Origin of the sequence: Massilia atriviolacea (assembly GCF_003953935.1) — a bacterium.
In the GTDB taxonomy this organism is placed as follows: domain Bacteria; phylum Pseudomonadota; class Gammaproteobacteria; order Burkholderiales; family Burkholderiaceae_D; genus Telluria_A; species Telluria_A atriviolacea.
The window spans coordinates 74,451-92,683 of record NZ_RXLQ01000002.1 but is presented as its reverse complement, the minus strand read 5'-3'; the positions used below and the strand labels follow the sequence as shown (position 1 = coordinate 92,683).

Genomic DNA, 18,233 nt, shown 5'->3' with positions numbered 1-18,233 from the left:
GCGCGGTAGTGCGATACGCTCCGTCAACGCCCCAAAGCGGGCTCAGCTTGCCGATTCGGTGAGCTCGTGCGCGATGTGCTCGTTCAACCGGTCGAGCAGCGTGTACATGCTGGCCACCAGGGTGCGCGCCTGGTCCGGCGTGCCGCCGTGGCGCAGGGCTTCGAGGTCCTGGCACAGGGCCGCAAACCGCATCGCGCCCACCGCCTTGGCCGAGGCCTTGATGCGGTGCCCCAGGTCCGCCATGCGCTCGACATCGCCGCGGTCGAGCGCTTCGCTGACGTCGGCCAGGCCGTCGCGCGCCGAGTCGAGGAACATGAAGGCGTATTTGCGCATCTTGAGCGGATTGGCGCCGAAAGTGAGCGACAGCGCGCCCATGTCGAGCATGCCGGCGTCGATTGATACCACCGGCGCGGCCGACATGCGCGTCGGCGCCTGGTCGGCCGCTTCGGCCACGCGCCGCCGTCCGTTGCGCGCCGGGCGCGTGGCCAGCCAGCGGGCGATCACCTCGAACAGCAGCTTGGGCGAAATCGGCTTGGTCACGAATTCGTTCATGCCCGCCTCCAGGCAGCGCGCCTGGTCGTCGCGGCCGGCGTTGGCGGTCATGGCGATCACCAGCGCGTCGCGCAGGCGCGGGTCGGAGCGGATCATGCGGGTCGCTTCGAAACCGTCCATCACCGGCATCTGCACGTCCATCAGCACGCAGTCGAAGCGCTCCTTGAGCATCAGGTCGATCGCTTCCTTGCCGTTGTTGGCCACCACCACCGTGGAGCCGGCTTCTTCCAGCAGTTCCTGGCCCACCTGCTGGCTGAAGACATTGTCTTCGACCAGCAGGATGTAGGCGCCGCGCAGCTGTTCGAGCACCGCCGCGTCGACCGTGTCGCGCCCGCCCGGCAGGAAGTTGAGCGCCTTGCCCAGGCGCGCCGTGAACCAGAAGCAGCTGCCGTGGCCGGGAATGGAGTCGACGCCGACGGTGCCGCCCATCAGCTCCGCGAGCTGCTTGCTGATCACCAGACCCAGGCCGGTGCCGCCGTATTTGCGCGTGGTCGAGGGGTCGGCCTGGTGGAAGGATTTGAACAGGTCGGCGATTTCGGCCTCGCTCATGCCGATGCCGGCGTCTTCGACTTCGAAGCGCACCATGATGTCGTTCTCGTCGACGCGCCCGGCCAGCGCGCGCACGCGGATCCTGCCGTTTTCCGAGAACTTGATCGCGTTCGAGGTGAAATTGAGCAGCACCTGTTCCAGCCGCAGCGGGTCGCCGCGCAATTGCTGCCCCAGCGCCGGGTCGATCTCGAAGTCGAGCGCCAGGTGCTTGTTGGCGGCCGCGTCGCCGAGCTGGTTGGCGATGTTCTGCATCAGCGCGTACAGGCCGAAATCGAGCACCTCGAGTTCCAGCTTGCCGGCCTCGATCTTGGAAAAATCGAGGATGTCGTTGATGATGCCGAGCAGGTGCTGGCTCGAATGATGGATTTTTTCGAGGTAGTCGCGCTGCTTCGGATTGGCCACCGTCTTGAGCGCCAGGTGCGACATGCCGATGATGCTGTTCATCGGCGTGCGGATCTCGTGGCTCATGTTCGACAGGAAGTTGCTCTTGGCCTGGTTGGCGGCGTCGGCCTGCGCCTTGAGCTTGTGCAGTTCGGTGACGTCGGTCGACAGGCCGATCACGGCGCTCACCTCGCCGTCGAGCAGCACCGGCACCTTGACCGTCCACAGCTGGCGCACCTCGCCGTCGGGCTGGGTGAATTCGACCTGGCTGGCGTGGCGCGCGCCGTCGACAAAGATCTGGCTGTCCTGGGCCCAGTAGACATCGGCCTGCTCGGGCGACATGACCTCGCGATCGAGCTTGCCGATGATGGCTTCGGCCGGCTGCCCCATCGCTTCGGCGGTGCGCGCGTTGATATAGATGTAACGGCGCTCGCGGTCCTTCATGTACACGTGCGCGTCGATGCTGTTCAGGACCGAGTCGAGCAGCACGCGCTGTTCGATGGCGGTGCGGCGCGAGCGGTACAGGGTAAAGAAATAGGCATACGCCAGCAGGGTCACCAGGAAGCCGGCCCCGAAGGTGAGCGGCGGCAGGATCGTATCGAATTCGCTGTACAGGTCCGCGCGGGCGGCGCGGAAATGCGCCTTCCACAGGCGCCCGTTGTAGTCGACCGGGAGCACGGTGTCGAACCAGTGGTCCTCGTCCTGGCCTGCGACCGGGTCGTGGTCGTTGTACAGCAGCCGGTCCTGGGGGCCCAGGGCCAGGGTGCGGCGCTCGGGGTCGGGCGCGCCGTCGGCGTACAGCGCCAGGCGCAGGCGCCGCTGCGGCATTTCTTCGAGCGCGCTGCCGACCAGCGCCGGCACCGAAAAGCCCACCCCCACGCTGCCGATATAGGCGGCGCGGCGCGCTTCCACGCTGTACAGCAGCGCGCCGCTGCGGTAGACCGGCATGCGCATGCCCAGCGCCACGTGCGGACGCGGTTCCTGGACCAGGATCGGCATACCGGAAGCGCTGATCGTGCCGGTGTCGCGCGCGTGGTCCAGATGGGCGGCGGCGACCGGATTGGCGCCGATGTCCAGGCCCAGGCGGCTGTTGGCGCGCGCCAGCTCCGGTTCGATATAGGTCAGCACCGTGTAGGCGGCCCGTTTGCCCTCAGGGCGAATCGCGAAGTCGGGGTAGCCGCCCGCATCCACGCTGCGGTCGGCGCGCACCGAGGCGACCAGTTCATCGCGTTCGGCCGCCGTGACGTGGCGCGCGAAGGTGACGCTGTCGATCGCCGGATAATGCGTGCGCATGCCGAGCGCCTGCACGTAGCGGTGAAAATGCAGGCGGCTGGGCGCATCGGCACTCTGGAACAGGGCCGACATGCCGCGCGTGAGGTCGGAATACGACTTGACGCGGGTCGACAGGCTCGATTGCGCCCCGCGCGCAAAGGCGTCGAAACGCTGGCGCGCGTCGGCGTCGACGGTCCGGGTGGCGCCCGCGTGCAGCAGCGACGCCACCAGCATCGACAGCGTCAGGCCCGCGCCCCACCACACCAGGCGCGAGACAGGACGGCCGCCGACGGGGCCTGCCATGCTGCGCTCGATCGCTTCCGTCATCGTCCAACCCCGTTATTTTCGCTCGCTGGTACTTGGAAACCGCCCGCGAGGCGGCATACTAGTCATCAAATCGAAGGCGCGCGCGGCCCCGCCGCACGCATGCCCCACTGCCTTAAGGGTACTTTGCAGAAAGAGAACATGCAATTGATAAATTTTACTGTCGCGTCCGCGCCATGGCAGATCGTCAATCCAGACAAGAAACAGGAGCATGAATGCGGCATTTAATTGGTGAAATCATATCGGAAACAAGGGAAACGGCGCGCGGCGATGGCGACGGCGACCCTCATCTGTGGCTGGAAGACGTCAGCGCCGGGCCGGCGCTCGACTGGGTGCGCGCGCGCAACGCCGTGTGCGAGGCCGAGCTGGAAGGCCAGCCCGGCTTTGCGGCGCTGCGCGAGCGCCTCGGCACCATCCTCAACGACAAGGCCAGGATTCCCTACATCAGCGAACACGCCGGACTGATGTACAACTTCTGGCGCGACGCCATCCACGTGCGCGGGCTGTGGCGCCGCACCACGCTGGACAGTTACCAGAGCGAGGCGCCGGACTGGGAAACCGTGCTCGACCTCGACCAGCTGGCCGCCGCCGAACACGAAAACTGGGTCTGGGCCGGCGCGTCCTCGCTGCCCCCGGCCGGGACCCGTTGCCTGGTGATGCTCTCGCGCGGCGGGGGCGACGCCCATGTGGTGCGCGAATTCGACCTGGCCGGCAAGGCCTTCGTGGCCGACGGCTTTGTCCTGCCCGAGTCCAAGTGCAGCGCGCGCTGGCTCGATAGCGACCGGCTGGCGGTGGCCACCGACTTCGGGCCGGGCAGCATGACGGCGTCGGGCTACCCGCGCATCGTCAAGGAATGGCGGCGCGGCACAGCCCTGGCCGAGGCCGTCACGCTGTTCGAAGCGCAAGCCGACGACCTGAGCGTGTCGGCCTACCGCGACTTCACGCCCGGCTACGAACACGAGTTCGTCGAGCGCCAGATCGGCTTCTATAGCAGCGAGCTGTTCCTGCGCAGCGGCGAGCGGCTCGCGCGCGTCGACAAGCCCGACGACGCCAATGCCTACACTGTGCGCGACCAGCTGATCATCGAACTGCGCTCGGACTGGCAGGCGGGCGGGCGCACCTATCCGCAAGGGGCGCTGCTGGCCACCGGTTTCGAGCGCTTCATGGCCGGCGAGCGCGAGTTTGCCGTCCTGTTCACGCCGAGCGCGACCAGTTCGCTGGACGGGGTGGCCATGACCGCCGGCGCCCTCCTGCTAACCGAGCTCGACAATGTGAAGAACCGCATCGTCGAACTGCGCCACGTCAATGGCCAGTGGCAGCGGCGCGAGGTGAACGCGCCGGCCTTCGGCGCCCTGGGCGTCAGTTCGCTCGACCCGATCGGCTCGGACAAGTACTTCCTGACGGTGACCGACTTCCTCACGCCGACCAGCCTGTACCTGGGCCAGGTCGGCAGCGACCGGCGCCGGGCGCTCAAGGCGATGCCGGTGTTCTTCGAGGCCAGGCCGTATATCGTCAAGCAGTTCGAGGCCATCTCGAAAGATGGCACGCCGGTGCCGTATTTTGTCGTCATGGACCGCGCGACGCGGATGGACGGCCTGAATCCGACCGTGCTGTACGGGTATGGCGGCTTCGAAATTTCCATGAAGCCGTTCTACAGCGGCGTGACCGGCGAAGCCTGGCTGGCCAGGGGCGGCGTGTATGTGCTGGCGAATATCCGCGGCGGCGGCGAGTTCGGGCCGCGCTGGCACCAGGCGGCGCTGAAAGACCAGCGCCAGCGCGCCTTCGACGACTTTCTGGCGGTGGCGCAGGACCTGATCGAGCGCAAGGTGAGCAGTCCGCGCCACCTGGGCATCATGGGCGGCAGCAATGGCGGCTTGCTGGTCGGCGCGGCGATGACGCAGCGCCCGGACCTGTTCAACGCGGTGGTGTGCCAGGTGCCGCTGCTGGACATGCGGCGCTACCACAAGCTGCTGGCCGGGGCCTCGTGGATGGGCGAATATGGCGATCCGGACGTGGCATCCGAGTGGGAGTACATCGCGCGCTACTCGCCGTATCACAATGTGTTCAGGGACAAGCGCTATCCGCGCATGCTGCTCACCACCTCGACCCGCGACGACCGCGTGCACCCGGGGCATGCGCGCAAGATGGTGGCCCTGATGGAGGCGCAGGGGCACGACGTGCTGTATTGGGAGAACCTGGAGGGCGGGCACGCGGGCGCGGCCAACAACGACCAGCAGGCGCAGATGTGGGCGCTGACCTACAGCTTCCTGCTGGCGCAGTTGCGCTGATCAGCGGTCCTTGAGTCCCAGGCCGTCGAGGATCGGCGGGATGCAGTTTTCCACGCGCGCGGCGCGGGTGGCGGACTGCTTGGCGCCGGCAAAATGCAGCAGGTAGGCGCGCTGGCGGCCCGGGGTGAGCGCGTCGAAGGCGCTGCGCAGCGCCGGCAGCCGCGCCAGCGCGGCCTGGAATTCTTCCGGCACCGCAAAGTCGCCGGTTTCGCGCCTGGCGACTGTCAGGCCCTTGCGCTCCACCTCGATCGCCTCGGCGATGCAGGCTGTCAGGGCCGCGCGCCGGCGCGCGATCTGCGCCGCGCCGGTGAACCTGGCCTGGCGCGCTGACTGCACGTTGCCGGTCTGCATGACCAACATCCCCTCGGGATCGGTCAGCAGCGCGCCCTTGAAGAACAGCATCGCGCAATAGTCCTTGAAGCCGTGGATCAGGACGATGTTGCGGCCCTCGTGCACGTAGCAGGGCTGGCCCCACTTGATGTCTTCCGTCAGGCCGCTGGCGAGCGCAATGGCCCGCAACAGCGCGCACTCCTCGCGCCAGCGGCTCGCCTGCGCCAGCAGCGCGTCGACCCTGGGATTGGCGCCGCTCATCCCTCCTCCCTCGCCAGCACCCGCTCCAGCGCGGTCAGGAAGGCCGGCCAGCCGTACTGCGCGCCCTGGTAAGCCTGCTCCTGCTCCGGACCGAAGCCCGCCTGTTCCATCCGCAGGCGCGTTCCGCCGGCGCTGGGGGTCAAGGTCCAGGTCACCACGCTTTCCAGCCCCATGGCGCACCAGGTGTAGGCGAGCGAGCGCTGGGCGTCGATCACGGTCACTTCGCACGCCACCGAACCCCACTCGGCGCTGAAGCTGAAACGGTGCCCGGGCAGCGCGGCGAAGTCGCTTTTCATCAGCCAGGCTTCGATCAGGTGCGGCTGGGTCAGCGCGCGCCAGATCTTCGCGGGCGGATGGGCGAACTCGCGTTCGACGACAACGCTGCGGGTGGCGGTGGCGGGATTGTTCATTGGTCCATCCTTTTCAAGAGATCGTCGAGGGAATCGAAGCGGCCTTCCCAGAAAGCCGTCATGCGGGTAGTCCAGTCCAGCAAGGGCGCCAGTGCCTGCGGCCGGGCGCTGAAGTGCGTTTGCCGCCCGGCGTGACGGTCGTGCACCAGGCCCGCTTGCTTGAGGCTTTTCAGGTGCTTGGACACGGCCGGCTGCGAGACCCCGGCCTGCGCGGTCAGCGCGCCCACGGTCAGCTCGCCGTCCCGGCACAGCCGTTCGAAGAGGGCGCGCCGGGTCGGATCGGCCAGCGTGCGGAACAGCAGTTCGTTCGGGTCGTTTTGCATGCTTCATTCATCACTGGTTGGCTATGGATTAATTATAACCACATGGTTATGGATCGATCAAGCGGAATGTGCGCCGCCGATGCCCTGTCGCGTTCACGCAAAAATTTCCGCGCCGAATATCGATTGGCGCAAACTTGCGCCTCATTGCTCAGTTCCAACCGACGCGGCCCGGACGCCGCGACGCCCCTGCCGTCCCATTCCTGCCTCATCGGCCCTCACAATCCTGCCAGCTTTTCGCTCCGGCTCGCCAGGTTTGTAATGGTTCGTCACGCGAACTTGTCCAACCGCCGATCAACCACCTTTCACTGGAGCCATCGCCATGGCACACCTGGCCACTTTTTCTCCCCAGCTCGCCCCCGCCCAGCCGGCGGCCCTGCGCGAGTCCGCCGCGCGCAGCACCGGCGGCGGCCTGTTCTGGAGTCCCGGCATCGGTCTGGGGGCGGGCATCGTGCTGGAACTGGCGGCCGATATCGACGGCCTGTCGCAGCGCATCGCGCAGTTGCCCGAGCGCGCAGCACGCGGCCGGCCGATGGTCACCCAGTATCTGTTCATGGTGAAAACCCTGGCGGCGGCCTGGGCCACGCGCAGCCGCCCCGGCCTGCACGCCGCCCTGGACGGCCTGCGCCACCTGGGCGACAGCCTGCTGGCGCAGGATGCCCCGCTGCTGGCGCCGGCGCTGCTGAACATGTTCCACGGCCGGCCCTCCTGCGGCCCGGGCGCGGTGCGCCTGATCGACGGACTGGTGCGGCGTCTGGCGGCCCCGGCGGAGGCGCTGTCGGCCCTCGACCAGGATGTCGGCAGCTACCTGGCGCAAATGGGGCGCGCTTCGGGCGAGCTGGAAGCCGACACCGTGCTGGCCACCGAGCGCCTGCAGGCCGACCATGTGCACGCCTTCATCCTGGCGCAACAGGTCGACAGCTTGCAGGGCCGGCTGGCCGAGGCGCGCGCGCGGCGCGACAGCCGCTGGCTGCAGGGCCCGGACGATGAGGCGCACGAGGAGATCGACAAGCAAAGCGGCGCGCTCGACAGCGTGATGCGCCAGCTCGACCATATCCGCGCGGGCCAGGCCGCCATGGCGGCCGAAGCGGTGTATTTGCAGGGCTTGCTGCCGACCCTGTCGGCCTATCTGAGCGGCATGGACCGGATCGGCGCCGGCATCCGCATTGCGGCGGCCGGCACGCGTGCCCTGCGCGCCGAGCTCGACGAGCTGAAAAATGTGCTGCTGGCAGGGCCGGCGGCGAGCGCCACCGCCCATGCCCAACTGGAAACGGCGCTGCCGGCCTGGCGCCTGCTGACGGCGCGCATCGCCGCCTTCGCGCCAGCCCAGGCCGGCTAGCAGCCTGGCTCAGGACGCCAGGCGCGACTCGAACATGGCCTCGTAGGTGCCGGCGATGTCCACGTACAGGGCCACCGCGCGCTCCACGCCGATCTGGACCGGGTCGCCGAAGCGCCTGGTCAACACCCCGGCGCGGCGCAGCAGGCGTTCGATGGCGACCGTGGTGACCGTCACGTACTGGTCCAGCCCGGCGTGATGGCCGTAGCTGATGATCTCGCCGATCGATTCCATGGTAATCTCCGAAAAACCGAAGCGCGGATTGCCGTCGGTTTCGATGGCGAAGCGCGACAGTTCCCAGATGCGGTCGTTCTGGGGGGCGTCCTGGCCGTGCAGGAGCTGGGCGAAGGAATCCTTGAGCATGTAGGGGCCTTCGGTCGGCAGGATGCGCCAGCAACCGCGCAGGGCGCCGCCGCCCGGCTCGCGGATCATCATGTAGAGCGGTTCCAGGGCATCGTAGCCGTCGATTTCCATGCCGCTCATGATCGGCACCTCCCAGCCCAGCCGGTCTTTGAAAACCTTGGCACGCAGTTTGTGCATCTCCCACAGGTCACGTGATTTGAAGTCGCGCCGTGCGGCGATTCGAATATGCAAAGCCATCTTGAGTACCTCGCTTTATGTAAAAGTTATGCAACTTGCATGAAGAATCATGCAAAAAAGTCATTAACATAACTAGTAGAGTTGCTAGGTACCCATTTCGCATGCCGGATGAAATACTGAGTTTTTGTTTGCGAGGAAACGTTATGGCACAGGATTTCAATTACCAGTCGGCTTCCGTGGCAGAGCATCGCGCCGAGGTCGATCACGATAGCGGCGCTGCGATTGCCGGCACGATGGCAAGCACGCCTCACAGCGAACTGAAACGCTTCAGGATCAGCAAGCGCGAAAGCCAGGAAAAATTCTGGGGCCGCTTCGGCGTCACCCAGTCGAGCGGCAGCCGCTTCGAGACCGGCCTCGGCATTCCGGCGCCGGTGGCGATCCTGGTCAAGCTGTACGTCAAGGGCAAGCTCAGCGATGGGGATCTTCCGGGCTGATGATGCCCATGCTGATCGCCTTGACCAGCGCCTGCTGCCGAGTGTTGACGTTGAACTTCACCCGGATGTTACCGATGTGAAAATTCACCGTGGCCTCGGAGCAGAGGACGATCTTCGAGATTTCCCACGAAGATTTGCCGACCATGACCCAGTTGAGCACTTCCAGCTCGCGCTTGGTCAGGCGCGGCAGCGGCTCCGCGCCGGCCTTGGGCGCGACGAACTTGAGCGAGGACTCGAAGGCATAATCGCGGATCAGCGAGAGCGAAGGCATCAGCTGGCTGATCCGGCTGTCGAAATCGCTGTTGGGCTGGGCGTCCGAGGCAAAACTGACCACGCCGAATTCTCCGCTCGGCCCGTGGATCGGAAACGTAATGCCTGAACGGATGCCGTAGCCGCAGGCTTCCTCGTACAGCTCGCGCTGGCCGGGGGAGTGGAAGGTATCCGGTTCCCACACGATCGGCAACGAGCTGGTCAGGCAGTGGGAGACGGTCGGGTCGACATAGTGCAGCTTGTCGGCGTCGTAGCGGGTGCGCCATGCGGGCGCATAGTTGCTGTACACGAAGGCCGTCTCCAGCTTGACGTGCTTCGAGCCCACCGTGCCGTATAACACCTGGTCGAATCCCTGGTCGTGGGCCAGCGAAAACAGGGCCGAGCTCCAGCCATTCTCCTGGTCGCTTTTCAAAAGCGTCATCAGTTGTCCCATTTTCACCATTGCCGTCACTCCCTTGTGTTGCCTATTTTACACAAATATCGCGTAATGACACTAGCGGGTATTGTTCAGTTAACTAACTCTCCCATTCATGTAACTATTTGTCAGTATTTTAGGCGTTTAAAACACCCTGTGTTGGACAAATTTGACCTCTGATTCCCCGCAGAAAGTAAACTAACAGTTGCGTCGGCTTGACTTGCGCCATGAAGCCAAACCCGTAGCGGTATCGCAACATCGCTATCCTACGCAATGAACTGTGCGGCGGGGAAATTTATTCTCCGGTAGGCTCTCCCCACTTTTCGTCGCCTTGTCATCAAGAAAGGGTAAGCTGTGACATTCCGGCGCTGCCGGCGCCGCCGCCGCCGGGTGCTTGACTGCTTGGCGCACTGGTATACAGTGGCTGTTCCCGTGGTAAAGAATATGATCGGCAGCCATTTCAAACAGACTACCGCACCGTGCAGATCATTCCGAAAGTCTTACTTGTCAACGACGACGGCGCCAGCCTGATGGCGCTCGAAAGCCTCCTGTCCGAGGCCACGCGCGCGCAGCACTACGCGCTGCTCAAGGCCCGCTCCGGCCATGAAGCGCTGCGCATGGTGCTGAACCACGACTTCGCCGTGATCCTGCTGGACGCGAACATGCCCGGCATGGACGGCTTCGAAACGGCCGAAGCGATCCACTCGCACCCGCGTTCGAGCGCGGTGCCGATCATCTTCATCACCGCCCATTACGGCGACGAACGGCACCGGCTGGAAGCGTACAGCAAGGGCGCGGCCGACTATCTGTTTACACCGGTGATCCCGCAGGTCCTGCAAACCAAGGTGGCGGTGTTCGTCGACCTGACCCGCAAGAACCTGGAACTGCAGGCCAAGACGCGCGAACTGTCGCTGCTCAACCAGGACCTGCGCGTGCAGCGCGTGCAGGACCTGGAACGGATCAACCGCGCGCTGGAGCAGGAAGTGGCCGAACGCAAGGTCGCCGAACAGCGCGCGCAGGCGCTCTCGATCCGCGATCCGCTGACCAACCTGGTCAACCGGCGCTCGCTGATCGCCCAGCTCGAACACGCGGTCGCCAGCGCCGACCGCCACGGCGGCGAATTCGCGCTGCTGTTCCTCGACCTGGACCGCTTCAAGCAGATCAACGACTCGCTCGGCCACGAAGTGGGCGACGAACTGCTGCGCCAGGTCGCCGCGCGCCTGCTGGCGGCGGTGCGCGTGTCGGACGTGGTGGCGCGCCTGGGCGGCGACGAATTCGTGGTGCTGCTGGAAGGGCGCGGGGCCGGCGCCAACGCGGCGCGGGTGGCGCGCAAGATCGAGCAGGCGCATTCGCGCCCTTTCGAGATCAACGGCCAGCGCATCGCGACCTCCACCAGCATCGGCATCGGCCTGTATCCGCAGGACGGCGGCAGCGCCGCGCAGCTGATGAAAAACGCCGACACCGCCATGTACCACGCCAAGCAGCACCGGCGCGGCAGCATCGAGTTCTTTCGCGAAGAGCTCAACACGCGCGAACGCGAGCGCGCCCAGTGGGTGACCGAACTGCAGGCGGCGCTGGCAGGCGGGCAGTTCGACCTGCTGTACCAGCCGCGCGCCGCCCTGCCCGATGGCGCCATCTGCGCGGTCGAAGCGCTGTTGTACTGGCGCCACCCGCGCCACGGCCTGATCGCGGCACCGCGCTTCCTGCCCGACGTGGCCGACAGCCTGCTGCTCGAACAGGTATGCGAATGGATGCTGGGCGCGGCATGCGCCCAGGCCGCCGCCTGGCGCGCCGCGCGCGCGGCGCCGGTGGCGCAGGTCGTCATGGCGGTCGACCTGGCGCTGCTGCAGATCCGGCCCGAACTGGCCGCGCGCGTACTGGCCCACCTGCGCCGCTGCAAGCTGGGGGCCGGCTGGCTGGAGCTCGAGATTCCCGAACACCTGCTGCTCGACACGCGCGACAGCGCGGCCGTGCTGCGCCAGCTGAAAGCGGCCGGCGTGCGCCTGACGGTCGACGATTTCGGCAGCGCCGGCGCGGCCCTGGCCATGCTGCGCGACCTGCCGCTGGACGCCATGAAGATCGACCGCGCCTTCGTGCGCGCCATCGGCGTCGAACGCGGTACCGACATGGCCGCGGCCATCGTCCACCTCGGGCGCGCGCTCGGCCTGCGCGTGCTGGCGCAGGGCGTGCATAGCGCCGGACAGCTGGCCGTTCTAAAATCGCTCGGCTGCGACGAATTCCAGGGCGAACTACTCAGCCCTCCCCTGCCCGCGCCCGACATGCTGGCGCTGCTGCAGGCAGGAACCCAACACCAAACAACGAGCCCGAACCCGAATCAGGCCGCTCTTTCAACTCCCAAAAAACGAGGACAAAGCCGATGAACAAAATGACCGACATGGCCGAGGAGCTGGACATCAAGCTCCTGCTGTCGACCCTGATGGCGCTGAAAAAAGGCGACTTCACGGCGCGCATGCCATCCGACTGGAGCGGCATTTCGGGCAAGATCGCCGATACCCTGAACGACATCATCGAAACCAAGGAAAAGATGGTGCAGGCGGTGACCGACGTCTCGCGCGTGGTCGGCGCCGAAGGCAAGCTGGCGCAGCGCGCCTCGGTGCCGAACGTGGTGGGCGGCTGGGCCACCATCATCAGCTCCGTCAACACCCTGATCGACGACCTGGTGCGCCCGACCACGGAAATGGCGCGCGTGATCGGCGCCGTGGCCAAGGGCGACCTGTCGCAGACCATGGCATTGGAAGTGGACGGCCACCCGCTCAAGGGCCAGTACCTGCACGCCGCCACCACCGCCAACACGATGGTGGCGCAGCTGTCCTCGTTCTCGTCGGAAGTTACGCGCGTGGCGCGCGAAGTCGGCACCGAAGGAAAACTCGGCGGCCAGGCGCAGGTGAAAGACGTTGCCGGCACCTGGAAGGACCTGACCGACTCGGTCAACTCGATGGCGGGTAACCTGACGTCGCAGGTGCGTAACATCGCCGAGGTGACCACGGCGGTGGCGAACGGCGACTTGTCCAAGAAAATCACGGTGGACGTGCGCGGCGAAATCCTGCAGCTGAAAGACACCATCAACGTCATGGTGGACCAGCTGCGCTCCTTTGCGTCGGAAGTCACGCGGGTGGCGCGCGAGGTGGGCACCGAAGGAAAGCTCGGCGGCCAGGCCTATGTGCCGGGGGTGGGCGGCACCTGGAAGGACTTGACCGATAACGTGAACTTCATGGCGTCCAACCTGACCGGCCAGGTGAGGAACATCGCGGCGGTGACCACCGCCGTGGCCAACGGCGACCTGTCCAAGAAGATCACGGTGGACGTCAAGGGCGAAATCCTGGAGCTGAAAAACACCATCAACGTGATGGTCGACCAGTTGTCGTCGTTCGCGTCGGAAGTGACGCGGGTGGCGCGCGAGGTAGGTACCGAAGGAAAACTCGGCGGCCAGGCGCAGGTGAAAGGCGTGGCAGGCACCTGGAAGGACTTGACCGACTCGGTCAACTCGATGGCGGGCAACCTCACCGGCCAGGTACGGAACATCGCCGACGTGACGACGGCGGTGGCGAACGGCGACCTGTCTAAAAAGATCACGGTGGACGTCAAGGGCGAGATCCTGGAACTGAAAAACACCATCAACGTGATGGTCGACCAGTTGAACTCCTTCGCCTCGGAAGTGACGCGCGTGGCGCGCGAGGTGGGTACCGAGGGTAAGCTGGGCGGCCAGGCCAATGTGCCCGGCGTGGCCGGCACCTGGAAAGACCTGACCGACGGCGTGAACTCGATGGCGGGCAACCTGACCGGCCAGGTGCGCAACATCGCCGACGTGACGACGGCGGTGGCGAACGGCGACCTGTCCAAGAAGATCACGGTGGACGTCAAGGGCGAGATCCTGGAGCTGAAAAACACCATCAACGTGATGGTGGACCAATTATCCTCGTTCGCGTCGGAAGTGACGCGGGTGGCGCGCGAGGTGGGTACCGAAGGAAAACTCGGCGGCCAGGCGCAGGTGAAAGGCGTGGCAGGCACCTGGAAGGACTTGACCGACTCGGTCAACTCGATGGCGGGCAACCTCACCGGCCAGGTACGGAACATCGCCGACGTGACGACGGCGGTGGCGAACGGCGACCTGTCCAAGAAGATCACGGTGGACGTCAAGGGCGAGATCCTGGAGCTGAAAAACACCATCAACGTGATGGTGGACCAATTATCCTCGTTCGCGTCGGAAGTGACGCGGGTGGCGCGCGAGGTGGGTACCGAAGGAAAACTCGGCGGCCAGGCCTACGTGCCGGGGGTGGGCGGCACCTGGAAGGACTTGACCGACAACGTGAACTTCATGGCCTCCAACCTGACCGGCCAGGTGAGGAACATCGCGGCGGTGACCACCGCCGTGGCGCGCGGCGACCTGTCCAAGAAGATCACGGTGGACGTCAAGGGCGAGATCCTGGAACTGAAAGACACCATCAATGTGATGGTGGACCAATTGTCCTCGTTCGCGTCGGAAGTGACGCGGGTGGCGCGCGAGGTGGGTACCGAGGGCAAGCTGGGCGGGCAGGCCAATGTGTCCGGCGTGGCCGGCACCTGGAAGGACTTGACCGAGAACGTCAACCAGCTGGCCGCCAACCTGACCAACCAGGTGCGCGCAATCGCGGAGGTGGCGACGGCGGTGACGCGCGGCGACCTGTCGCGCTCCATCCAGGTGGAAGCGCGCGGCGAGGTGTCCTACCTGAAGGACAACATCAACGAGATGATCCGCAACCTCAAGGAAACCACGCAAAAGAATGCGCAGCAGGATTGGCTCAAGACCAACCTGGCGCGCTTTACCCGCCTGCTGCAAGGCCAGCGCGACCTGCAGGCGGTGACGAAACTGATCCTGTCCGAGCTGGCGCCGCTGGTGTCGGCCCACCACGGCGTGTTCTACATGATGGACTCGCAGGAACTCGACGCGCGCCTGCGCATGATCGCCAGCTACGGCTACCGTTCCAGCCGCAAGCTGGCCACCTCCTTCCTGCCCGGCGAAGGCCTGGTCGGCCAGTGCGCGGTGGAGAAAACCCGCATCTGGCTGACCGACGTGCCGCGCGACTACATCGTGGTGTCGTCCGGCCTGGGCGCGGCGCCGCCGACCAATATCGTGGTGCTGCCGATCCTGTTCGAACAGCAGGTCAAGGCCGTGATCGAAATCGCCTCGCTCGACCGCTTTACCGAAACCCACCTCTCCTTCCTCGACCAGCTGATGGAATCGATCGGCGTGGTGCTCAACACGATCGAGGCGAACAGCCGTACCGAGTCGCTGCTGACGCAGTCGCAGTCGCTGGCGCAGGAACTGCAGCAGACCAACCAGGAACTGGCCGAGAAAGCGCGCCTGCTGTCCGAACAGAACATCGAGGTGGAACGCAAGAACCGCGAGGTGGAGCAAGCCAAGCTGGCCCTGGAAGAAAAAGCGACCCAGCTGGCGCTGTCGTCCAAGTACAAGTCCGAGTTCCTGGCGAATATGTCGCACGAACTGCGCACGCCGCTCAACTCCCTGCTGATCCTGGCGCAGCAGTTGTCGGATAACCCGGAGGGCAACCTCTCGGGAAAGCAAGTAGAGTTCGCAAAGACGATCCACGGTTCCGGATCGGACCTGCTGACTCTGATTAACGACATCCTCGACCTGTCCAAGATCGAATCCGGAACCGTGACACTCGACGTGTCGGAATACCGCTTCTCGAACTTGCGTAACTACGTCGACCGCACCTTCCGCCACATGGCCGAAGCCAAGCACCTGGGCTTCACCGTGCTGCTGGCGGACGCCCTGCCGACGGCCGTGATGACCGACACCACGCGCCTGCAGCAGGTGCTGAAAAACCTGCTCTCGAACGCCTTCAAGTTCACCAGCCACGGCGAAGTCGCGCTTGAAATTTCGCTGGTGACCAGCGGCTGGACCAGCGACCATCCGAACCTGCTGCATGCCGACGCGGTGCTGGCGTTCTCGGTGCGCGACACCGGCGTGGGTATCGCGGCCGACAAGCTGCAACTGATTTTCGAAGCGTTCCAGCAGGCCGACGGCTCGACCGCGCGCAAGTACGGCGGCACCGGCCTTGGCCTGTCGATTTCGCGCGAGCTGGCGCGCCTGCTGGGCGGCGAGATCCGGGTCGAATCGGTGGTCAACGCCGGCTCCACGTTTACCCTGTTCCTGCCTTACAACCGGGCCGGCTTCATCAACTACGACCAGGCGCGCCAGCCGCAGCCTGCGCGCCTGGCGCCGCCGCCGTCGACCGTGGTGGTTGCCAGCAGCGTGACCCCGTACGACAGCAGCGCCGCCCCGGAAGCGGCGGCGCAGGCGCAGCTGGTCGATTATGCCTCGGTGCTGGACGACCGCGGCCTGATCGCCCCGGGCGACCCGTCGGTGCTGATCATCGAAGACGACGAAGTCTTCGCCAAGGAAGTGATGGAGTTCGCGCGCGAGAAGAACTTCAAGGCGATCGTGACGCACCAGGGCGATTCGGCGCTGTCGCTGGCGCGCGACTACCTGCCGTCGGCCATCCTGCTCGACCTCGACCTGCCGCACATCGACGGCTTTACGGTGCTCGACCGCCTGAAACGCGACCCGAGCACGCGCCACATTCCGGTGCATGTGATGTCCACCCTGCACGAGCGCGAACGGGCGCTGCGCCAGGGCGCCATTTCGTACATCGACAAACCGGTCGAACGCGACGCGCTGCAAGAGGAATTCACGCGCATCCAGAAGTTTTTGTTGGGCGGCAAACGCAGCCTGCTGGTGGTCGACGACGAGAAAATGCAGCGCGACTCGATCATCGCCCTGATCGGCGACGCCGACCTGCGCATCGTGGCCGTGGAAACCGGCGCCGCCGCGCTGGAGGCGCTGCGCGGCTCGCACTTCGACTGCATGGTGCTGGACCTGACCCTGCCCGACATCAGCGGCTTCGACCTGCTCGACGTGATCGGCAAGGACCCGGCCCTGCGCGACCTGCCGATCGTGATCTACACCGCCAAGGAGTTGAACCGCAAGGAAGTGACCAAGCTGAAACGCTACGCCAAGACCATCGTCATCAAGGATGCGCGTTCGCCCGAACGCCTGCTCGACGAAACCGCCCTGTTCCTGCACCGTTCGCACGCCTCGTTGCCCGAACTGCAGCGCCGCATGCTGGAAGAAATCCACGCGGCCGATGGCGGCCTGGCCGGGCGCAAGGTACTGATCGTCGACGACGACCTGCGCAACATCTTCGCCCTGTCGTCGCTGCTGGAACGCCAGCAGATGCAAGTCTCCTTCGCCGAAAATGGCCGGGACGGCATCGAGGTGCTGGAAAAGGACCCGACCATCGAGATCGTTTTGATGGACATCATGATGCCCGAGATGGACGGCTACGACACCATGCGCGCGATCCGGCGCATACCGAAGTTCAAGTCGCTGCCGATCATCACCCTTACCGCCAAGGCGATGAAGGGCGACCGCGACAAGTGCATTGCGGCCGGTGCTTCGGACTACATCACCAAGCCGGTCGACGTGGCGCAGCTGCTGTCGCTGATGCGGGTGTGGCTGCATTGAACGGGACGGCGAGGCAAGGCCCCGGTGCTGCCGGCGACGAGCTGGAAATCGACCTTTTGCTGGAAGGGGTTTTCCAGCGCTACGGCTTCGACTTCCGCGCCTACGAGCGCTGCGGCCTGAAACGGCGGGTGCTTGGCTTGATGGCCGAGCGCGATCTGGCGACGGTATCGCTGCTGCAGGACCGCGTGCTGCACGACGCGGCGTCGGCATCGGCGCTGCTGCGCGCGCTGAGCGTGCGGCCGGCCTTCCTGTTCGACGACCCGGAGCAGGTGCGCCAGCTGCGCGAGGTGCTGTGTACCTGCCTGGGCGCGTCGGCGCTGCCGAAGGTGTGGCTGGCCGAATGCGCGCATGCGGAGGAAGCGTGGTCGCTGGCGATTCTGCTGGCCGAGCAGAAGATGCATCGGCGGACCGAGATTTTTGCCACCGTCGCCAACGAGGAACTGCTGGCCGAAGCGGTCGACGCCAGCATTCCCATGGAGCGCATGGCGCAGTACCAGGAGAACTACCTGAAAAGCGGCGGCACGGCCAAGCTGGCCGATTATTTCGAGGTGCGCGGCAAGCGCGCGGTGCTGCTGCCGGCGCTGCGCAGCCGCGTCACGTGGGCACAGTACAATCTGGTGACGGATGCCTCGTTCAACGAGTTCCAGCTGATCCTATGCCGGCGCGCGCTGGCCGATTTCGGACCGCTGCTGCGCCAGCGCGTGCTGCGCCTGTTTCACGACAGCCTGGCGCGCTTCGGGGTGCTGGGCATCGACCGCGCGCTGGCGCCGGGCGACACGCTGGCGGCCAGCTACCAGCCGGTGTTTGCGCATCAGGCGTGGTACAAGCGCGTCGCGTAGCGCGTCGCGTAGCGCGTCGCGTAGCGCGTCGCGTAGCGCGCCGCAAGCGCGCCGCCGCCAAGAAACCGATTACATCGGCCATTTCCGCTGTTACGCCGATGAA

At 65.7% G+C, this 18,233-nt stretch carries 12 protein-coding genes; 6 read left to right on the top strand and 6 right to left on the bottom strand.

What is annotated here, in order from left to right; translation table 11 throughout:
* Positions 1-42 precede the first annotated feature (42 nt).
* Positions 43-3,057, bottom strand: a complete 3,015-nt coding sequence (locus tag EJB06_RS03465; RefSeq protein WP_126072615.1) for a CHASE domain-containing hybrid sensor histidine kinase/response regulator family protein — start codon at positions 3,055-3,057, stop codon at positions 43-45.
* Between the two features lie 236 nt (positions 3,058-3,293).
* Here EJB06_RS03465 and EJB06_RS03460 point away from each other — a divergent pair, with 236 nt between their 5' ends.
* Positions 3,294-5,366 (top strand): prolyl oligopeptidase family serine peptidase, encoded by a 2,073-nt coding sequence (locus EJB06_RS03460; protein ID WP_126072614.1) that lies wholly within the window; start codon positions 3,294-3,296, stop codon positions 5,364-5,366.
* On the opposite strand, the gene EJB06_RS03455 is transcribed toward EJB06_RS03460, so the two are convergent.
* The 3 genes from EJB06_RS03455 to EJB06_RS03445 are packed head-to-tail and all read right to left on the bottom strand — an operon-like array spanning position 5,367 to position 6,690.
* The gene (locus EJB06_RS03455; RefSeq protein WP_126072613.1) at positions 5,367-5,957 is read right to left on the bottom strand and encodes a YdeI/OmpD-associated family protein; all 591 of its coding nucleotides are present in this window, start codon (positions 5,955-5,957) and stop codon (positions 5,367-5,369) included.
* Complete coding sequence (locus EJB06_RS03450; protein ID WP_126072612.1) at positions 5,954-6,367, bottom strand: SRPBCC family protein; 414 nt, start codon at positions 6,365-6,367, stop codon at positions 5,954-5,956. Before EJB06_RS03450 ends, EJB06_RS03455 begins: the two co-directional genes overlap by 4 nt.
* A complete protein-coding gene (locus EJB06_RS03445; protein ID WP_126072611.1) occupies positions 6,364-6,690 on the bottom strand; it encodes an ArsR/SmtB family transcription factor in 327 nt (108 codons plus the stop codon). Before EJB06_RS03445 ends, EJB06_RS03450 begins: the two co-directional genes overlap by 4 nt.
* A 319-nt stretch (positions 6,691-7,009) precedes the next feature.
* On the opposite strand from EJB06_RS03445, the gene EJB06_RS03440 reads away from it, so the two are divergent.
* Complete coding sequence (locus EJB06_RS03440; RefSeq protein ID WP_126072610.1) at positions 7,010-8,026, top strand: hypothetical protein; 1,017 nt, start codon at positions 7,010-7,012, stop codon at positions 8,024-8,026.
* A gap of 9 nt (positions 8,027-8,035) precedes the next feature.
* On the opposite strand, the gene EJB06_RS03435 is transcribed toward EJB06_RS03440, so the two are convergent.
* Complete coding sequence (locus EJB06_RS03435; RefSeq protein ID WP_126072609.1) at positions 8,036-8,623, bottom strand: acyl-homoserine-lactone synthase; 588 nt, start codon at positions 8,621-8,623, stop codon at positions 8,036-8,038.
* Positions 8,624-8,766: 143 nt separating this feature from the next.
* Between EJB06_RS03435 and EJB06_RS03430 the strand changes: the two genes are divergently transcribed.
* Positions 8,767-9,057: a helix-turn-helix domain-containing protein gene (locus EJB06_RS03430; protein WP_229426916.1), complete on the top strand. Its 291-nt coding sequence runs from the start codon at positions 8,767-8,769 to the stop codon at positions 9,055-9,057.
* Here EJB06_RS03430 and EJB06_RS03425 read toward each other — a convergent pair.
* Positions 9,032-9,748, bottom strand: a complete 717-nt coding sequence (locus EJB06_RS03425; protein ID WP_126072608.1) for a helix-turn-helix transcriptional regulator — start codon at positions 9,746-9,748, stop codon at positions 9,032-9,034. The two genes, EJB06_RS03430 and EJB06_RS03425, sit on opposite strands and share 26 nt — an antisense overlap.
* A gap of 473 nt (positions 9,749-10,221) precedes the next feature.
* Between EJB06_RS03425 and EJB06_RS03420 the strand changes: the two genes are divergently transcribed.
* From EJB06_RS03420 to EJB06_RS03410, 3 genes are read left to right on the top strand one after another with little or no spacing between them, the layout of a single operon-like run.
* Entirely contained in the window at positions 10,222-12,123 is a 1,902-nt protein-coding gene (locus EJB06_RS03420) for a putative bifunctional diguanylate cyclase/phosphodiesterase (protein ID WP_229426915.1), read from the top strand.
* Positions 12,120-17,291, top strand: coding sequence for a HAMP domain-containing protein (locus EJB06_RS03415; protein WP_126072607.1), 5,172 nt, complete (start codon positions 12,120-12,122; stop codon positions 17,289-17,291). The genes EJB06_RS03420 and EJB06_RS03415 overlap by 4 nt, the downstream gene beginning before the upstream one ends.
* Positions 17,279-18,130, top strand: coding sequence for a CheR family methyltransferase (locus EJB06_RS03410; RefSeq protein ID WP_229426914.1), 852 nt, complete (start codon positions 17,279-17,281; stop codon positions 18,128-18,130). The genes EJB06_RS03415 and EJB06_RS03410 overlap by 13 nt, the downstream gene beginning before the upstream one ends.
* Positions 18,131-18,233: the final 103 nt, after the last annotated feature.

Bases quoted from the DNA above. Each gene is read 5' to 3' on its own strand.
- EJB06_RS03445 (WP_126072611.1), bottom strand. From the start codon at position 6,690: ATGCAAAACGACCCGAACGAACTGCTGTTCCGCACGCTGGCCGATCCG.
- EJB06_RS03465 (WP_126072615.1), bottom strand. From the start codon at position 3,057: ATGGCAGGCCCCGTCGGCGGCCGTCCTGTCTCGCGCCTGGTGTGGTGG.
- EJB06_RS03455 (WP_126072613.1), bottom strand. From the start codon at position 5,957: ATGAGCGGCGCCAATCCCAGGGTCGACGCGCTGCTGGCGCAGGCGAGC.
- EJB06_RS03430 (WP_229426916.1), top strand. From the start codon at position 8,767: ATGGCACAGGATTTCAATTACCAGTCGGCTTCCGTGGCAGAGCATCGC.
- EJB06_RS03415 (WP_126072607.1), top strand. From the start codon at position 12,120: ATGAACAAAATGACCGACATGGCCGAGGAGCTGGACATCAAGCTCCTG.
- EJB06_RS03460 (WP_126072614.1), top strand. From the start codon at position 3,294: ATGCGGCATTTAATTGGTGAAATCATATCGGAAACAAGGGAAACGGCG.
- EJB06_RS03435 (WP_126072609.1), bottom strand. From the start codon at position 8,623: ATGGCTTTGCATATTCGAATCGCCGCACGGCGCGACTTCAAATCACGT.
- EJB06_RS03425 (WP_126072608.1), bottom strand. From the start codon at position 9,748: ATGACGCTTTTGAAAAGCGACCAGGAGAATGGCTGGAGCTCGGCCCTG.
- EJB06_RS03440 (WP_126072610.1), top strand. From the start codon at position 7,010: ATGGCACACCTGGCCACTTTTTCTCCCCAGCTCGCCCCCGCCCAGCCG.
- EJB06_RS03450 (WP_126072612.1), bottom strand. From the start codon at position 6,367: ATGAACAATCCCGCCACCGCCACCCGCAGCGTTGTCGTCGAACGCGAG.